The organism is Castellaniella sp. (genome assembly GCF_047971665.1).
GTDB lineage: Bacteria > Pseudomonadota > Gammaproteobacteria > Burkholderiales > Burkholderiaceae_B > Castellaniella.
Genome location: NZ_JBKEAA010000005.1, coordinates 17,936 through 33,731 on the forward strand (window position 1 = coordinate 17,936; position 15,796 = coordinate 33,731).

The window sequence follows — 15,796 nt, forward strand, 5'->3', positions numbered from 1 at the left end:
ATATCTCTATCTTCTTTTTAAACACATTGAAAATCATTTTATTTCAGTCATTTTGCTATCATCGCTGAGCATGATTTTATCAATCCAGAGGTCTTGCGGGATGCGTGCGGATCGATTCGATGAGCTTTTCAATCACGCTTTGGGCGCCGCGCAACAGCGGCACCTGCGTCGTGACGTCCGCGTGTTCGAGCACGCGGCGCCGGGGCGCAGCCTGTGCGATGGACGCAAGATCCTGAATTTTTGCAGTAACGACTATCTGGGACTGTCCTTGCATCCGGCGCTCATCGCCAGGGTGTGCGCCCATGTCCAGCGCCATGGGGCGGGCGCGACGGCGTCCCGCCTGGTGTGCGGTACTAGCCCGGCCTGTGCCGGGATCGAGTCCAGGCTGGCGCGCGCCAAGGGGACGGAAGCCGCGCTGCTGTTTTCCTCCGGATGGCAGGCCAATGCCGCGGTGTTGCCGGCGTTGCTGCAGGTGTTGGGAAAGGACACGCAGGTCTATGTCGACCGGCTCGTTCATGCCAGCCTGCACCAGGGATCCAGGGCAGCGGGGATCCATCAGATCCGTTTCCGTCACAACGATCTGGATCATCTGGAGGACTTGCTCTGCTCGGGAGCCGGACGGCCCGGGCACCGGATCATCGTGACGGAAAGCGTGTTCAGCATGGATGGCGATCGTTGCGATGTGGCCGCGCTGGCCGATCTGGCGCAGCGTCATGGCGCGTTTCTGTATCTCGACGAGGCGCATGCGACGGGGGTGCTGGGGCCGGATGGCATGGGCCTGTCCGGCCTGGCCCCCGGCGGGGTCGATCTGGCCATGGGCACGTTCAGTAAGGCCATGGGGGGATTTGGTGCCTATGTCGCCGGGTCTCGGGCGCTGTGTGATTATCTGGTCAATACCTGTTCAGGCTTCATCCATACGACGGCCCTGCCGCCCGCCGTGCTGGGCGCCATCGATGCCGCGCTGGATCTCGTGCCCAGCATGCAGGCCGAGCGTGAGGCGCTGGCGCATCAGGCGGATGCCTTGCGCGCGGCCTTGAGGTCTCTGGGTTTTGATACCGGCGCTTCGAGCACCCAGATCGTGCCCGTGCTGATCGGGGATGAGTCCAGGGCGCTGGCGCTGAGCCGTGTGCTGGAAGCCGAGGGGGTGCTGGTGCCCGCCATCCGTCCGCCGACCGTGCCGCGCGGTACCAGCCGGTTGCGTATCGCGCTCAGTGCGGCGCATACGCGGGCGGACATCGACAGGTTGACCCGGGCATTGTCGCAGGCGCTGGAGACCGTGGCATGAATACGCGCGTGAATGCGGCGGCTTTGTCGCGTGAAAAGGCACCGCTGGCGGGCGACGTTGCCAGCCCTCACGGCCCGCCGGTTCTGGTTTTCGCGCACGGATGGGGCTTCGATGCGAGTTTCTGGGATGCGCTGCGGACCCGGTTGCCGGCCTGGCCGCAGCGGGTGCTGGAGCGCGGCTATTTTGCCGGTCTGGAGCAGGATGACGCACTGCCGGACGGTCCGTGGGTGATGATCGGTCATTCCTTCGGATTCTTGCGCATGCTGGACTGGTTTGCCTCGGCACCAGCGGGGCGGCCTTGCGCCTGGATCGGGATCAACGGCTTTGCCCGTTTTGGTGGCGGCCGTGATTTCAGGCAGGGGGTCGCGCCCCGGGTATTACAGCGCATGGCCGCCCGGCTGGATGATGCGCCCGCCGCCGTGGTCAATAAATTCCGGGCGCGCTGTGGCGCGGCCCCCGGCGCCGTTCCATTCCCGCAGCGGCTGGCGCATGATCTGCGGGCGATGCAGGTGCTCGATCGGCGCGATTTCCTGCACGACTTTCCCGCCCCCTTGCTGATACTGGCAGGGACGGATGATCCCGTCGTGGACGCGCACATGACCGGAGAGGCCCTGCCCGGCTGCGATATCGACTGGATGCCGGGAGGCGGGCATCTTCTGCCCTGCCAGTCGCCGCAGTGGTGCGCCGAGCGCATCACCGGTTTCCTGACGCGCCATGGGCTGGCCCCGGAGGCCCGGAGCGGGACGCCGGTGCGCGATGCGCGCGATGAAGATCCCCCGGAGGCGCGGGCCTGTCGCGTCGATCTGAGGTTTGGCGCCGCGGCGGCGCGCTATGACCGTCATGCCGGTGTCCAGCTCGATGTAGCCACCAGGCTCAAGGCGCGGATCGCGGCACTCGACCTGCCGGCGCGGCCTCGCATCCTGGAGGTCGGTTGTGGCACGGGCATGCTCACCCGCATGCTGGCGGAGCAGTTCCCCGAGGCGGACTGGACGATCACGGATCTGTCGCCCGCCATGGTCGATCATGCCCGGCGCCGTCTTCGCCTGGGCGGAGTCAGCCGCTATCAGGTGATGGATGGAGAGGCCCCCGCGCCGCAAGACGATATCGGGAGCTTTGATCTGATCTGTTCGAGCATGGCCTTGCAATGGTTCGGCGATCCTGCCCAGGGACTGGCGCGCCTGGCCAGCCTGCTCACGCCAGCCGGGTATCTCGCTGTCGCCGTGCCGGTGCAGGGGACATTCGTCGAGTGGCGTCGGGCGCATGAGACGCTGGGCGTGCGTCCCGGAACCCTCCGGTTCCCCTCAACAGCCGCGCTGCGCCAGCCGTGTGCCGGCCTCAAGGTGCATCTCGAGGTGGAGTCGATTGTAGATGAGTGTGGCAGCGCCCTGGATTTTTTGCGCAATCTGAAATGCATCGGTGCGACAGCGCCACAGCCGGGCACGCGGCCTCTGTCCGTGGCGCAATTGCGGCGCGTATGCGGCGAATTCGATCGCGCGGGCGCGCGCTGCTCCTACCGGATCGCATTCGGTCTGTGGCGCAGGGACGGCGTAGTGATCAAGGACCATGCCGTGCCCGAGGCGCGCGGCATGACCGAGGCCGATGGCATGCTCGAGGGGCGTGGCATGCGTGGAGCGGGGGCGGTGATGAATGCAGGAACCTTCTCATGAATGCCGCCGCGTTTGATGAGGATCCATGCCGGGGCGTATTCGTCACGGGCACGGATACGGATGTGGGCAAGACGCTGGTGTCGGCGATTCTGGTCAAGGCCTGGAAGGCAGACTACTGGAAGCCCTACCAGACGGGTGTCGCCACGGCGCGTGGCGATACGGAAACCGTGGCGGCGCTGCTGGGCCCGGGGAGCCGGCATACGCTTCATGCGCCCGCCGCCATCCTGCAGGCGCCGCTGGCACCGTGGGCCGCCGCAAGGGAAGAGGGCGTGGCACTCGATGTGTCCGGACTGCGGCTGCCCCTTTCCAGGGCTCCTTTAGTGGTCGAAGGCGCGGGCGGGCTGTATGTCCCTGTGGATGCGCACCACATGATGATCGACGTGGCCGCGCACCTGGCCTTGCCGGTGGTTCTGGTGACCCGCAGCACCCTGGGCACCATCAACCATACCTTGTTGAGCCTGAAGGCCTTGCGCGCGCAGGGCGTGGCCGTGCTGGGTGTGGTGATGAACGGGCCACCGTCATCCGGCAATCGCGGGGCGCTGGAACATTTTGGCCAGGTGCCTGTGATTGCCGAGATTCCGCCGCTGGCGCAGGTGGATGCGGGATGTGTGGCCGAGGCGGCGGCCGGTATTCCGATGCTGAATTCTTTGGTGCGGACTGCGCGGACAGCGTCCTGAACTGGCGCCAGAACACGGGACGTCCCGCGCCGGGAACCGGATTGACGGGGCGCAGGGTCCCGGGAGGAATCAGGCGCGTGCCGCGTGACTGCGGCGCCATTCGATGAGCCCGATGGTGATGCCGCTGGCGCAGACGATGGCGATGCCCAGCCAGGACACCAGATCGGGGAATTGTTTCCAGATCAGCCAGCCCAGCGCGGCGGCGCTGACGATCTGGAAATAGACGAAGGGCGCCAGCAGCGAGGCGGGCGTGCGTCGGTAGGCCTGAATTTGCAGAAAATGGCCCAGGCATCCCCAGAACCCCGTGCCCAGGAGCACCAGCCATTGTGGTAGAGAGAGCCGTCCGGACAGCAGCACGAGATCGTGCCAGTAAAAGGGCAGTGTCAGCACCATGACCGCGCTGCCCACGGCCCCGCTCCAGATCAGGGTCGTATACGGATCGTCGACGGCCACACGGCGCGATGCGATGTACTGCGAGGCCAGGGCGCAGGCCGTCAACAGCCCGAACAGGGTGCCCGCCGGATCCAGTCCCGAGCCAGGCCGCACCACCACCAGCACGCCCAGGAGACCGACGCCCGCCGCGATCCAACGCGACAGGAAAGGCGGTTCTTTGAGCGCCCAGGGCGCGATCGCCAGCACGATCAGGGGCGCCAGAAAATTGATCGAAGTCGCCTGGCTCAGCGGCAGGTAGTGCAGCGTCGTGAAAAATAGCATGGTGGCGGCCAGCATGGACAGGCCGCGCGCGGCCTGCGCCTGTGGCCGGCTGCAGCGCAGGGCTTTCCATCCTCTCGCCGGGATGATCGTGACCATCGTCAGCACGGTATGAACTCCGTAGCGCACCAGGCAGACAACGAACAGCGTGACACCCGGGTCGGGGCCCATCAGGTATTTGCCGCTGGCGTCCAGACCCGAAAGCGCCCACATGGAAGCGACCAGAAGCAGGACGCCCACCAGCGTCTGGCGGGCGGGTGTTCCTGCGATGGGTGGGGGCACGGGGGCGTCTCCGATCAGGCGAGAACCTCACTATAGGCCACTTCCGCGAGCGGTGGACATCCACACTGGCCGTGGCGCGGCCGGATGCCGCTGATCCCTGTCTTGCTGAAGGGCGGGCGTGCTGCGGCAGTCTTGTGGTAGGCGACGGCGTCTTCGCCTTCCGTCTGGTAGAAAAACGGGGTACCCATCGGGCCCCGTCCAATGGCCATCACGGAGATGTCTCGCGCGCCGAATTCCTTCGCAGCTGCGCAGGTAAAGGGTTCCACCGGGGCCTTGGTGCCCGCATAGGAGGCATAGAAGGGGATGAAAGCGCCCGCAGCGAGGTCACCAGGGTGCAGATCTTGCTGTTGTCGTTGACGTGCCGGCCAGCTTCTTTGAGGAAAAAGGAAGCGCTCTCGGCGTTGACGTCGCTCATCTCATCGTATCCAGCCTCGCTGATTTCCAGCATTTGATGTGAGCGAGCATCTGGCGACCCGTCTGGAGGGAGGTGCCGCTGTGCCGGATGCGGAGTGAGCGGCAAAAGACTGGTCCGAGAAACAGGGCTGACCTGGCCGCCCTACAGCAGCCCTCTGCCAGCCAGATTGCGCATCAGGTGCGTGATGCCGCGGGTCCAGGGGGGGGCTTCCTCGCTGTGGGTGACCGGATTCACGAGCGAACCCAGCCTGGGTGAGCTGATCCGCACGACATCTCCCATCTTGTGGGTGAAACCCTGGCCGGGATCGTCCCGGTCTTCTGTCGGTGCGAACAGGGTGCCGGTAAAGAGCATGAAACCGTCGGGGTATTGGTGATGGCGGCCGCAGGTCTGCGCGACCAGGTCGGCCAGATCCCGGCTGATCCGGCTGATCGAGCTGTGCCCGTCGAGCACGAAACCATCACGGCCACTGACGTTCAGACTGATTTCGAGCCCGCGGGCGTCGTCCAGCGTGAACCCCTCGTCGAACAGACGGATGAAAGGACCGATGGCGCAGGAGGCGTTATTGTCCTTGGCCTTGCCCAGCAGCAGGGCGCTGCGGCCTTCGATGTCGCGCAGATTGACATCATTGCCCAGGGTGGCGCCGCAGATCCGGCCCCGGGAATTCACCGCCAGGACCAGTTCGGGTTCCGGGTTGTTCCATTGCGATGCCTTCAGAATGCCGATTGCTTCGCCGCTGCCCACGGCGGACAGGACGGGGGCTTTGGTGAATACCTCGGCATCCGGTCCGATGCCGACTTCCAGATACTGGGACCAAAGGCCTTCCTGGATCAGGTATTCGCGTGCCTGCAAGGCTTCTTCCGAGCCTGGACGAATGTTTGAAATGGCGTGGCCGATGACCTTGCCGATGTTTTCCCGGATGCGTGCCGCTTCTTGAGGATTGCCGGCCGCTTTTTCCTCGATGACCCGCTCGAGCATGCTGCCGGCAAACGTCACGCCGCAGGCCTTGATCACCTGGAGGTCGCAGGGCGCGACAAAGCGCGCCGTTGCCTGGTCATGGGCGAGGGTATTGCGCAGGACGGTATCGAGCGACCATTGCGTGGCCTCGCGTGCCGCAGAGACGAGGGCCGCGATGTCGTCTGATTCCAGCAATTGTGAGACGGTCGGACATTGACGCGTCAGATCGAAGAGTCCGCCCGCCTTGATGGCCACGACACTCGGTCCCTCATCGCGCGGATCGTGGATGCGGCCGATCAGCAATGCGTTTTCATGATCGACCGGAAGCAGGGGAGTCTCGGAGGGCATGGCGGTCCTGGGGACGGTTTGCAGAATCATCATAACGATACCGGGTTCTGACGACCACTAGCGGCCTTCGAAGACGGGGGATCGTTTTTCCTTGAATGCACGCCGGCCTTCATCGGCGTCCTGAGTGGCAAAGCAGATGGTTTGCAGATCGCGTTCGTACTGGATGGCGGTTTCCAGCGGCACCGCGTAGGCGGCGCGGATGTTTGTTTTGGCCGTTTGCACGGCAATGGGGGGGCGGGCTGCGATCATTTGCGCGATTTCCCTGGCCTGTGATTGCAGTGCTTCATGCGGAACAACCTGACTGACCAGGCCCCAGGCAAGCGCGGTGTCGGCGCTGACGGGCTCTCCGGTCATCAGCATGCGCGCTGCATTGGATGCGCCGATATTGTGCACGAGCATATAGGCCATGCCCCCTCCGCCGATCCAGCCGAGCTTGACCTCCGGGGAGGCGAATTTTGCCGTGTCCGATGCGATGCGGATATCGCAGGACATGGCCGTTTCCAGCCCGCCGCCGAGGGCGTAGCCATTGATCGCGCAGATGGCGGGTTTACGCAGGGCGCGGATGGCGTCGCAATAGTCCGGCCGGTTCCGGAATACCCAGGGCGTGTCGTAGGTATCCAGTTCGGCAATATCGCTGCCAGCACAGAAGGCGCGTTCTCCAGCGCCTGTGATGATGACCGCGCGGATCTGGTCGTTTTCATTGCAATGCTGCACATGGGTCATGATGGCCCGTGCCATCTCTGGTGTCACCGAGTTGAGTTTTTCAGGACGGTTCAGGGTGAGGGTGGCGATCTGATCTTCGATCGAGAAGAGGACGTGACTCATCGTATTCCTTTGGATGGGATCTGCAATCGAGAGAGGTCAAGGCCGGGCCGCGTGTGACGACGTGCCAGATGGTTCAGCGTGCGGTTTGTGTCTGTCGGCCGCTCGCAAGGCTTCGAGGTGCAATTTCTCGAGCCGGGCCAGTCCCGTCGAAGCGCTGGCACGTGCGGACAAAAGTTCACGCACGGCGGCGGAGGCTTCGAGCTGAAAGCGCGTATAGCCTGGAAACCGGGGGCGGACGAATGCGTTTTCCAGTGTGCTTTGTGTGTGGCGGTAGAAATCGCCATGCCCGGCATTCAATGTCTGGTTTTCCCAGGCAATCCGGGCGGAGGGCTGGCCGTTGTGCTGAGGGATGAATGCCGTCTGCGTATTCGGCGCCATCAGATGCTCGAGGTGGCGCAGCAGGGCCGGGGTGATCTGGCAGCGTTGTGTGATCGCAACCCCCGTGCCACCCAGCACGGAGCCGATGGTGCGCCCGGGACCGTGGGGCGCGTCAATGAAGGAGAGTTTTTTTCCGGGACTGCGTGAACCGGCATAATTGACGTAGCCATAGACGAGCGGGCAGTAGACGGCCTCGTCCGTGGTGCTCATGGCGTGCAGCAGCGCGATCGGATTTTTGTCCTGCCATTCAATGAGATGATGCGCGTACAGGCAAGACAGTAAATCCCAGGCGGCAGCGAGATCGCCGCCTTTGAACAGCCTGTCCTGGTGGTCGCCCATGGCCGCGCCGAACGCATGGGCCATGCTGCACAGGGTCAGAAAGGCGTGAGGCCCCGCCAGCGATAGGCAAACCGGATGGCGTTGCGCATAGGCTGCCGTATCGGCCCATATGATCGGCGCAGGTTCCGAGGTCAGATCTGGACGCCACACGGCGACTTGCGTGGCTGCATCGAGCGGCAGCGCCCATTGCCCCTCGCCGTACTGATAGCTTGAAAAACTCCGTCCGATGGACTGGTCACGCCACGCGTCCAGCCTGGATGGTGAAAACAGCGTGCGGATGTCTTTCAGGCAGCCCTTGTCCAGCGCATCACCGAGATGGGGGTGGTCAATGACCAGCAGGTCATAGGTTTGCGCGAGTTCGTCGATGGCGGCGGACTCGAACCCTTCGAGCGATTGGCGGTCCCACTGTATCTGCAGTTCATCCGACTGTGTCTGTGCTGCCGCGGCGGCCAGAGCATCGTAACCCCTGGGGTGGTCCCAGGTGAGACCCCTGAATGGATGGGCTGGTGTCATGGCGTGTTGCCTGCATGCGTCTGGGGGTGTGCCTGTGTCTCAGCGGGCGATTTCTCTGGGGGCCGGGACTCACCGATGACCTCACTGGCGAGCAATTGATCGATTTCCGTGGCTTGCATGCCGAGCTCGCGCAGAATCTCCCGGGTGTGTTCTCCGGCCAGCGGCGCGCCTCGCGCCACTTTTGACGGCGTGCGCGAAAACTTGATGGGGAATCCGGGTGTCTTGACCCGGCCTTCGGTCGGATGCTCGTATTCGACGAATGTCTGATTGAATTCGACCTGGGGATCGCGAATGACGTCGTCATAGCCGTACACGGGTCCCGCCCATATCCCCAGATCACCGAAAATCTGCAGCCATTCGGCGCTGCTGCGGTTCAGCAGTTTTTCCCGCGTCATGGCGTAGATCTCGTCCCGGCGTTCGAATGTGTCCTTCTCATCGTCCATTGCCGCCAGTGCCGGGGCGTCCAGTGCGGTCGCCAGGTTTTTCATCGATGGGAACGCCAGGGTGATATAGCCATCGGCTGTCTTGAAGACGCCGTAGGGGGCACGGATGTAGACATGGGCATGGGGCTCATGGCTGCGTTGCTGAGATTTGCCGCCCACACTGAATACGGAGAGTTCCTGCATCTGCAGTGCGATGATGGAATCGAGCATGTTGACCTGCACAAGCTGTCCCTCGCCCGTGCGTTCGCGATGCAGCAGGGCGGCGAGCACGCCTTCGAATGCCGTGGATGCGGTCACGGCATCGACCAGGTATTGACCTGCGGGAGAGGGGGGATCGCCCGCGCGGCCTGCGGACATCATGGCGCCGCTCATGCCCTGAAGCAGAAGATCCTGCCCGGGCCTCAGTTTGTAGGGGCCCTCTTCGCCATATCCGGAGATGGAGGCGTAGACGAGGCGCGGATTGAGGCGCGACAGGGTTTCATAGTCTACGCCCAGTCTGGGGGCGACGCCTGGACGGTAGTTCTGAAGAAACACATCGGCCTCGCGCACGAGACGGTACAGAATCTCTCTGCCTTCGTCCGATTTCAGATCGATAGCGAGACTGCGCTTGTTGCGGTTCAGGGACAGAAACGAAACATTGACCTGATTGCCGCGCGCGCCACCGGCCGATACATGTCTTTGCCACTCGCCGGCCACCGGCTCGACCTTGATGACATCCGCTCCGAGATCGCCCAGACGTTGTCCCGCGAATGGGCCGGCCATCGCGATCGAGCAATCCAGCACCTTGTAGCCTTCCAGAATATTCTTCATGTCATTCCATCGAATTGAGATTGGCGCCTGTGCTGACAGGCGTGTTGCCCGTCGGCGGGGCGGGAGATTCGTGCGTCTGAACTTGGCCGTCAGTGCATGTCCCAGCCGCCATCGACCGAGAGCGTCTGTCCCGAAATGAAGCCCGCCTCGTCGGAAGCCAGGAACAGAATGGCGGCGGCGATATCGCCGGGATGGCCGCGCCGCTTGATGGATTGCCGTTCCAGTACCATGCGGGTGTAGCCTTCAGGATCCGGATGGATAGCCTCCGCATCGGTTGGAAAGGCCCCGGGCGAGATCGCGTTGACCGTGATGCCCCACTTGCCGAACTCGCGCGCCAGGGCGCGGGTGTTGCCCAGCATGGCGCCCTTGGACTGGACGTAAGGTTGCAGGTTTTCCCAGCCGCCCGACAGCGTGATCGAGGAGATATTGATGATGCGCCCCCAGTGCCGGGTGCGCATGCCGGGCAGGATGGTGCGGATAATCTGCACGGCGGCTTCGACATTGACGCGATGCACGCGTCGCAATTGCTCCAGGCTGTATTGCTCGAAAGGCATGGATGGATAGATGGCGGCGTTGTTGATCACCACATCGATCGGGGCGGCTGCCGTCAGGCGCTGCAACTGCGCCTGCAATCCGGCCTCGTCGGCCAAGTCGGTCTGAACGATTTCCAGATGGGCCGCCTGTTCGGGAGTGACCTCTGAGCGCAGACGCTCGATGTGGTCCGGGTTGTGATCCAGCGCGATGACCAGCGCCCCCCGGTCGAGCATGGACAGGGTGGTCTTCAGCCCCAGACCACCGGCGGCGCCGGTGTACAGGACGCGCCGTCCCGCCATGGAAAAGGGACTCGGGGGGATCATGAGCGTCCTCCGATGGGCGGGAAATGCCCAGAAAGCTCGGGATATTCTTCCTCGGGCTGGCGGGCGATGGCCTGGATGCGGGCCTCGGCCTGCCCAATGGCCTGGTGATCGGTGAGGATGCGAAACCGGGTGTCATAGCGGCGCTCGTCGCCATGTTCCAGCCAGATCATTTCGTTGCGTTCACGCGCCGCGCCTTGTCCCAGGACATGATTCGTCGAGGGCTCGATGCCCATCGCATACTGGCCGGCCTGCATGTTCTGCCACTGATACTGGCAAGGGAACTGGCTTTTGAGCGTCGTGACTTCGAAACCCAGGCCCAGCCGCTCATTGACCAGCGCGACGGGGACTTCGTCGGCCGGGTCAGCGCACATCTCGTGCTGCCAGACCTGTTCGTGAAAGCCTGTTTTCGGCGCGGGCATCGTGCGGTAGCCGACGCCCTGTTTGCGGTAGTCATCCGCATGCGCCGCCCAGGTGGTTTCGCTGATGGGGGCGAGATAGCGCGAGCCTTCGTCCAGCACGGGATGACCGACGTTGATGTGGTAGCACAGCATATGCGGCGTCCGATAGAAGCCCCGGTTGACGACACGGTCGGTCAGGCGGATTTCGGGGTTTCCGACATCGATTTCTATGCGCCGATGCAGTTCCAGATGCTCACCGAAGACCGTGCCCTGCGACACGATGCCTTCGGCCCAGAGGATGCAGCGGTCCCCCTCCCATGATTCCCCGTAGCCGCTCAGGCGGGCGGGAATGGTGCCGACGCGTCCGTGAATGGACTGGCTCACGCGCTTGCGCGGGCCATAGACATAGTTGTCGGCGGGGGCCTCGTACATGAACAGGATGTGATCCAGCCCGCACGTCACCATCAATCCCGAGAACGAACGCATCCATGCCAGGCCGCCTTCTCCTTCGTATTCGTGGAGTCCGGGATGGCGAAATCCGGAGGGGGAGTGCCAGCCGATGGCCTGGCCGCGATATTCGCAGTCGGCGATGTCCATGGCGCGGTCGATCAGGACCGTGAAACGCAGCCCGGCGCCGTTGCGGAATTCCAGCATGCGGATGCCGCGTTCCACGCCATCATCGAGCGTCATGAGACGAACACCGGCGAATTGTGAGAGCTGACCGCACCGCGCCTCCAGCTGGCGGCGGGTCAGGGTGTTTCCGTACAGTGCAGCCATGAGGGCTCCGGGCTCAGACGCCATTGGCGCGGAGTTTTCCATCCAGGAACTGTTTGGCGCGCGGGACGTCGTCTTCGGTCAGATGCTCGATGATGATCGGGATGTTGGGGTGTTTCTGGGCCAGGCGCTTGAGATACAGGTCATAGTTCAGCGAACCGAGGCCGGGGGCGGGCAATTCGATTTCGCCCACGCCGCGGAACGTATGGCTTTCGGCCGCGTCGGCGTCTCCGATGTCGGAGTGTTTCTCCGATTTGTCCTCGCCCGATCGCTTGACGTCCTTGGCGTGTGCGATCCGGATCTTGTCCGACAGCGCATTGAAGACCTGGTGCAGCGTCTGGTCCATCTGATCGATGTTGTGGTTTTCGAAATAGTTGGTCGGATCCATCAGCAGGCCCAGGCCGGGATGATCCACCTCGGCAAACATGCGCAAGGTCTCCTGCACCGAGCCGACGACGTTGTTCACGTAGGTCTCCAGCAGGAACATTGCGCCGTGATCGTAGGCGTGCTGCGCGAGCTCGCGAATGACCTCGCGGCATTCCTCCCAGCCTTCTTCGGTCTTGTTCTTGGGGTGGTGCACCCAGTCGCTCTCGGTGTCGAAGGTGCCGGTCTCGGAGATGACGTAGGGCGACCCGAGATACTGAGCGTGCGCCAGGATTTCTTTCAGGTAGTCGTTGCGCCGCTTGCGCTCCGCCCTGGCGGGGTGGACGATGTTTGTATAGGCGGAAATGCAGGAGACCGGGAGGTTATGGTCCCGGAACGTATCGCGGATGGTCGTGCACTTTTCTTTGGTCAGCTGGCCGAGTCCCAGATCCATGCCCTTGAAGTGCAGGTCGAGCTGAACCGTGTTGAAGTCGTGCGAGCGGATGGTCTTGGCTGTCTTTTCGAGATCATAAGGAAAATAGCCGGTAAAAATGCCTGTCTGGATCATGTGTGTCTCCTGATATGCGTATGGGTGAAAGCGTCTCGCCCGAGGCGATCGGGTTGGGGTGAACGGGGCCTGATTGTGAGCAGGCCCTAGTCGCCGTCGATCAGAATTTCCTTGAGATCGACGGTGCGCCGTGCGTCCGCCGATCGATAGGCGGCTTCGACAAGCGCCATGGTGCGCACGTTGTCGGCGACGGACAGCGAGGGGGGGCTTTGCGTGCGCAGCGCATATTGCAATTGCTCCATGACGCCGGTGAAGGCGTCGGGGAACCACATGGTTTCCCAAGTGGGAGTGACCCACTTTCCGTCGGTGCCGTGACGGGATGCGAAACTGAGCGTCGAGGGCTCGCCCGTGGGCCATCCGATCGTGCCGCGCGCCGTGCCATCCGTGCCTTCGACGCGCCAGCGGATGTGCTGATCGTCCTCATAATCGTCTCCGGTGGGCCCTGACCAGACATCCTCGAGCGAAAGCGCGAGCAGTCCGTTCTCGTATTGGAGCGTGGTGGCGACCAGCCCGTCAGTGTGGTCAAAGGTCGTGCGCGGGTCTTGCCTGGTCACGCACGTGACGGACTGCGGATCGCCGAACAGATAGCGCAGGATATCGAGGTGGTGCACGCTCATGTTGGCCAGCGTCAGACGGTCATAGTCCCGAAGAAAGGCTTGCCAATGCGGGATGGCGTGCATGTCGATCTGCGCAAAAACGGGGATGCCCAACAGTCCTTGATCAAGGATCTGTCGCAGCACCCGCATGGACTGGTCATAGCGCATGTTCTGGTTGACGGACAGTACCTTGCCCGCCGCCCGGGCCTCGTCGCGCAGCTGTCGCGCCTCGTCCAGGGTCAGTGCCAGCGGTTTTTGCGCCAGGATGGCGCGCACATGCGGTGTCGCCAAGGCGTGGCGGATCAGTGCGGGTTGCTGATCGGGCGGGAAGGCGATGTCCACGATCTCGATCCGGGAATCCGCAATCAGGTCCTTCGGTGTGTCGTGTACGGTATCGATGGACCAGCGCCGCGCCACGGTTTCGGCATGTGATCGGGTGCGGGACGCAATGGCGCAGACGTCGAATCCGGCCTTTTGATAAGCCGCGAGATGGCATTCGGCCATGATCATGCCGGCGCCGATGCAGCCGATCCGGTAGCCGGTTTCCCTGATCTGGACGTCAGGCTCGAAGTGAGGTTCGGGCATTTTGTCTCCTGCCTAAGGATTGAAGCGATCCTCAATGGGGGCGATGTTTTTTGACCCATTATGTGGATCGTATGATCATGTATCAATCATAAAAAAACATCAAATACATCATTTTTGAGAAATCATTCTATAATTCGATGAGCCTCGCTCAGGCGGACGGCCAGCCAGGGATGAGCGGCCTTCGATGAACGGCAAGGAAAACAATGCATGCGTGCAACGATTTCGCAAATCGCCTATGAGGCGGGTGTCTCTACGGCAACCGTGGACCGGGTGCTCAATGAAAGGGAGGGGGTTCGCGAGAAAACCCGTGGTCGCGTGATCGAAGTCGCCAATCGCCTCGGGTATTTCGGTGGTGGTTCGAGAACCATGGTGGGGGATGTGAGGATGGATTTCATCCTGCCCGCCGGTTCGAACAGTTTCATGGTGGCGCTCGGGCGTCACCTGCTGGACGAGGCACAGGTCCGGCCGCAGGTGCGGGCGCAACTGCATCTGATTGATGGATTTGATGCGGGCACGCTGGCCGACAAGCTCTACGAGCTGCGCGGAGCCACCGATGCCATCGGCCTGGTCGGGCTGGATCATCCCCAGGTTCGGGAGGCGATCGCGGCAGTTCAGGCCAGCGGGATTCCAGTCAGCACTCTGGTGTCCGATATTCCCGCTTCGGGGCGGGTCGGGTATGTCGGCATCGACAATCGCGCGGCTGGCCGGCTGGCCGGCTGGCTGGTTGGCAGATTCCTGGACGACAGACGGGGACGAGAGATTGCCGTGTTTGCGGGTTCTCTTGCGTACCGGGGGCATGAGGAGCGGGAAATGGGCTTTCGCGCGCTGCTGGGCGAGGAATTCCCGCACCTGGAAATGTCGCGCATCATGGAGGTCAGCGATGATCGCGAGCTGGCCTATGAGGCGGCGCGGGAGTTGCTGCGCCACCGGCCTCCGGCCGCCATCTACAACATCGGGGCCGGGAACCAGGGCATTGCCCGCGCGTTGCAGGAGACCGGGTTGGACCAGCGTGTTGTGTTCATCGGGCATGAGCTCACGGATTCGAGCAGACGGCTGTTGCTTGGCCGGGTCATGGATGCCGTGATCGATCAGAATCCTCGTGTCGAGGCGCGGGAAATCGTCAAGCTGCTGGTATCGGCGGTCAGAAAAGCCCCCGAGCCCACCTACATGCCGCGGCTGCAGGTCATCTTTCGGGAAAACATTCCTGTGGGATAGGACGAGACAGGCCTCCCGATGACTGAAAAGGCGTGAATGCGCGTTGCCGGTTCATGGGAGAGGCCAGAAGTCACGCACAAGTCACGCAGCCAAAGAAAAACCGCCTGGGGGTTGGATCCCTAGGCGGTTCTAACTAGCTGATAAGGCTAGATAATTCTGGCGCGGCTGGCAGGATTCGAACCCACGACCCCTTGGTTCGTAGCCAAGTACAAACTTAATAATGACGTATGGCTGCGAACATTCGCGTACTACATAGGCCTAGTGTTCATGCGTGTTTCCGGCTAAACTTCGGTTCGTACTTGTTCGCTGTTATACGCACTATTGCGTCAATTTTGAGTACCCATTTGAGTACCCATTTAGGAGATTACCTGTGTCAAGACGGCCTCGCGGCACTCGCTGGACGTATAAAGAGCTTAAAGCTATCACGCCCGACTGGAAAGGCGAGACGATCGCTGATGGCGATAATTTGTTTGGGAATGTCCGCGTTGGCCCCGATGGAGGAATCTTTATTCCTTTCCGTTTTGGCTACAGGTGGGAAGGAAAGAAACAATGGTTCTACGCTGGGTCATGGCCCTCCGTTGATATGGCCGAAAGACGGGCGCGTCGTAATAAAGCGAGAGAAGACTATCTACAGGGGATCAATCCTAAAGATAGAAAGGTGATTGATGAATTTGAGCGGAAGCAACTCGCCGTTCAGACCATCAAGGAAGCCGAGAAGTCTAGGGTTGAGGGCCGAACGGTAGAAAACCTATTTGATGCATGGATAAAGAATGGGGTCGCTCGGAAGAATGAC

At 62.5% G+C, this 15,796-nt stretch carries 13 protein-coding genes and 2 pseudogenes; 5 read left to right on the top strand and 10 right to left on the bottom strand.

The features are described 5' to 3' along the window. The first annotated feature begins 100 nt into the window (after positions 1-100). From bioF to bioD, 3 genes and pseudogenes are all read left to right on the top strand, one after another. A complete protein-coding gene (gene bioF / locus ACK5JE_RS01240) occupies positions 101-1,285 on the top strand; it encodes an 8-amino-7-oxononanoate synthase (RefSeq protein WP_416799900.1) in 1,185 nt (394 codons plus the stop codon). Further along, positions 1,282-2,952, top strand: a complete 1,671-nt coding sequence (locus ACK5JE_RS01245; protein ID WP_416799901.1) for a methyltransferase — start codon at positions 1,282-1,284, stop codon at positions 2,950-2,952. The genes bioF and ACK5JE_RS01245 overlap by 4 nt, the downstream gene beginning before the upstream one ends. A gap of 32 nt (positions 2,953-2,984) precedes the next feature. Then, a pseudogene (gene bioD, locus ACK5JE_RS01250) lies at positions 2,985-3,629 on the top strand (dethiobiotin synthase); the annotation flags it as partial. A 69-nt stretch (positions 3,630-3,698) separates the two neighbouring features. Here the strand turns inward: bioD and ACK5JE_RS01255 are convergent. From ACK5JE_RS01255 to ACK5JE_RS01300, 10 genes and pseudogenes are all read right to left on the bottom strand, one after another. Further along, complete coding sequence (locus ACK5JE_RS01255; protein WP_416799902.1) at positions 3,699-4,622, bottom strand: DMT family transporter; 924 nt, start codon at positions 4,620-4,622, stop codon at positions 3,699-3,701. Positions 4,623-4,705: 83 nt separating this feature from the next. Beyond that, positions 4,706-5,067 (bottom strand): annotated as a pseudogene (locus ACK5JE_RS01260) (SDR family oxidoreductase); the annotation flags it as partial. Between the two features lie 111 nt (positions 5,068-5,178). Next, positions 5,179-6,369 carry a fumarylacetoacetate hydrolase family protein gene (locus ACK5JE_RS01265; RefSeq protein ID WP_416799912.1) on the bottom strand — a complete coding sequence of 397 codons (1,191 nt, stop codon included), beginning with the start codon at positions 6,367-6,369 and terminating at the stop codon, positions 5,179-5,181. Between the two features lie 27 nt (positions 6,370-6,396). Then, positions 6,397-7,164, bottom strand: coding sequence for an enoyl-CoA hydratase/isomerase family protein (locus ACK5JE_RS01270; RefSeq protein ID WP_416799903.1), 768 nt, complete (start codon positions 7,162-7,164; stop codon positions 6,397-6,399). 36 nt (positions 7,165-7,200) lie between these two features. Continuing rightward, positions 7,201-8,394 carry a hypothetical protein gene (locus ACK5JE_RS01275; RefSeq protein ID WP_416799904.1) on the bottom strand — a complete coding sequence of 398 codons (1,194 nt, stop codon included), beginning with the start codon at positions 8,392-8,394 and terminating at the stop codon, positions 7,201-7,203. Beyond that, on the bottom strand, positions 8,391-9,647 hold the full coding sequence (locus tag ACK5JE_RS01280) for a CaiB/BaiF CoA transferase family protein (RefSeq protein WP_416799905.1): 1,257 nt from the start codon (positions 9,645-9,647) through the stop codon (positions 8,391-8,393). The genes ACK5JE_RS01275 and ACK5JE_RS01280 overlap by 4 nt, the downstream gene beginning before the upstream one ends. A gap of 89 nt (positions 9,648-9,736) precedes the next feature. Beyond that, positions 9,737-10,504 carry an SDR family NAD(P)-dependent oxidoreductase gene (locus ACK5JE_RS01285; RefSeq protein ID WP_416799906.1) on the bottom strand — a complete coding sequence of 256 codons (768 nt, stop codon included), beginning with the start codon at positions 10,502-10,504 and terminating at the stop codon, positions 9,737-9,739. After that, a complete protein-coding gene (locus ACK5JE_RS01290; RefSeq protein ID WP_416799907.1) occupies positions 10,501-11,679 on the bottom strand; it encodes an aldose 1-epimerase family protein in 1,179 nt (392 codons plus the stop codon). Before ACK5JE_RS01290 ends, ACK5JE_RS01285 begins: the two co-directional genes overlap by 4 nt. 13 nt (positions 11,680-11,692) lie before the next feature. Next, a complete protein-coding gene (locus ACK5JE_RS01295; protein WP_416799908.1) occupies positions 11,693-12,607 on the bottom strand; it encodes a sugar phosphate isomerase/epimerase family protein in 915 nt (304 codons plus the stop codon). Positions 12,608-12,693: 86 nt separating this feature from the next. Further along, on the bottom strand, positions 12,694-13,788 hold the full coding sequence (locus ACK5JE_RS01300) for a Gfo/Idh/MocA family protein (RefSeq protein WP_416799909.1): 1,095 nt from the start codon (positions 13,786-13,788) through the stop codon (positions 12,694-12,696). A 207-nt stretch (positions 13,789-13,995) separates the two neighbouring features. On the opposite strand from ACK5JE_RS01300, the gene ACK5JE_RS01305 reads away from it, so the two are divergent. Continuing rightward, positions 13,996-15,003, top strand: coding sequence for a LacI family DNA-binding transcriptional regulator (locus ACK5JE_RS01305; RefSeq protein WP_416799910.1), 1,008 nt, complete (start codon positions 13,996-13,998; stop codon positions 15,001-15,003). A 370-nt stretch (positions 15,004-15,373) separates the two neighbouring features. After that, a partial coding sequence (locus ACK5JE_RS01310; protein ID WP_416799911.1) for an Arm DNA-binding domain-containing protein occupies positions 15,374-15,796 on the top strand: 423 nt, incomplete at its 3' end.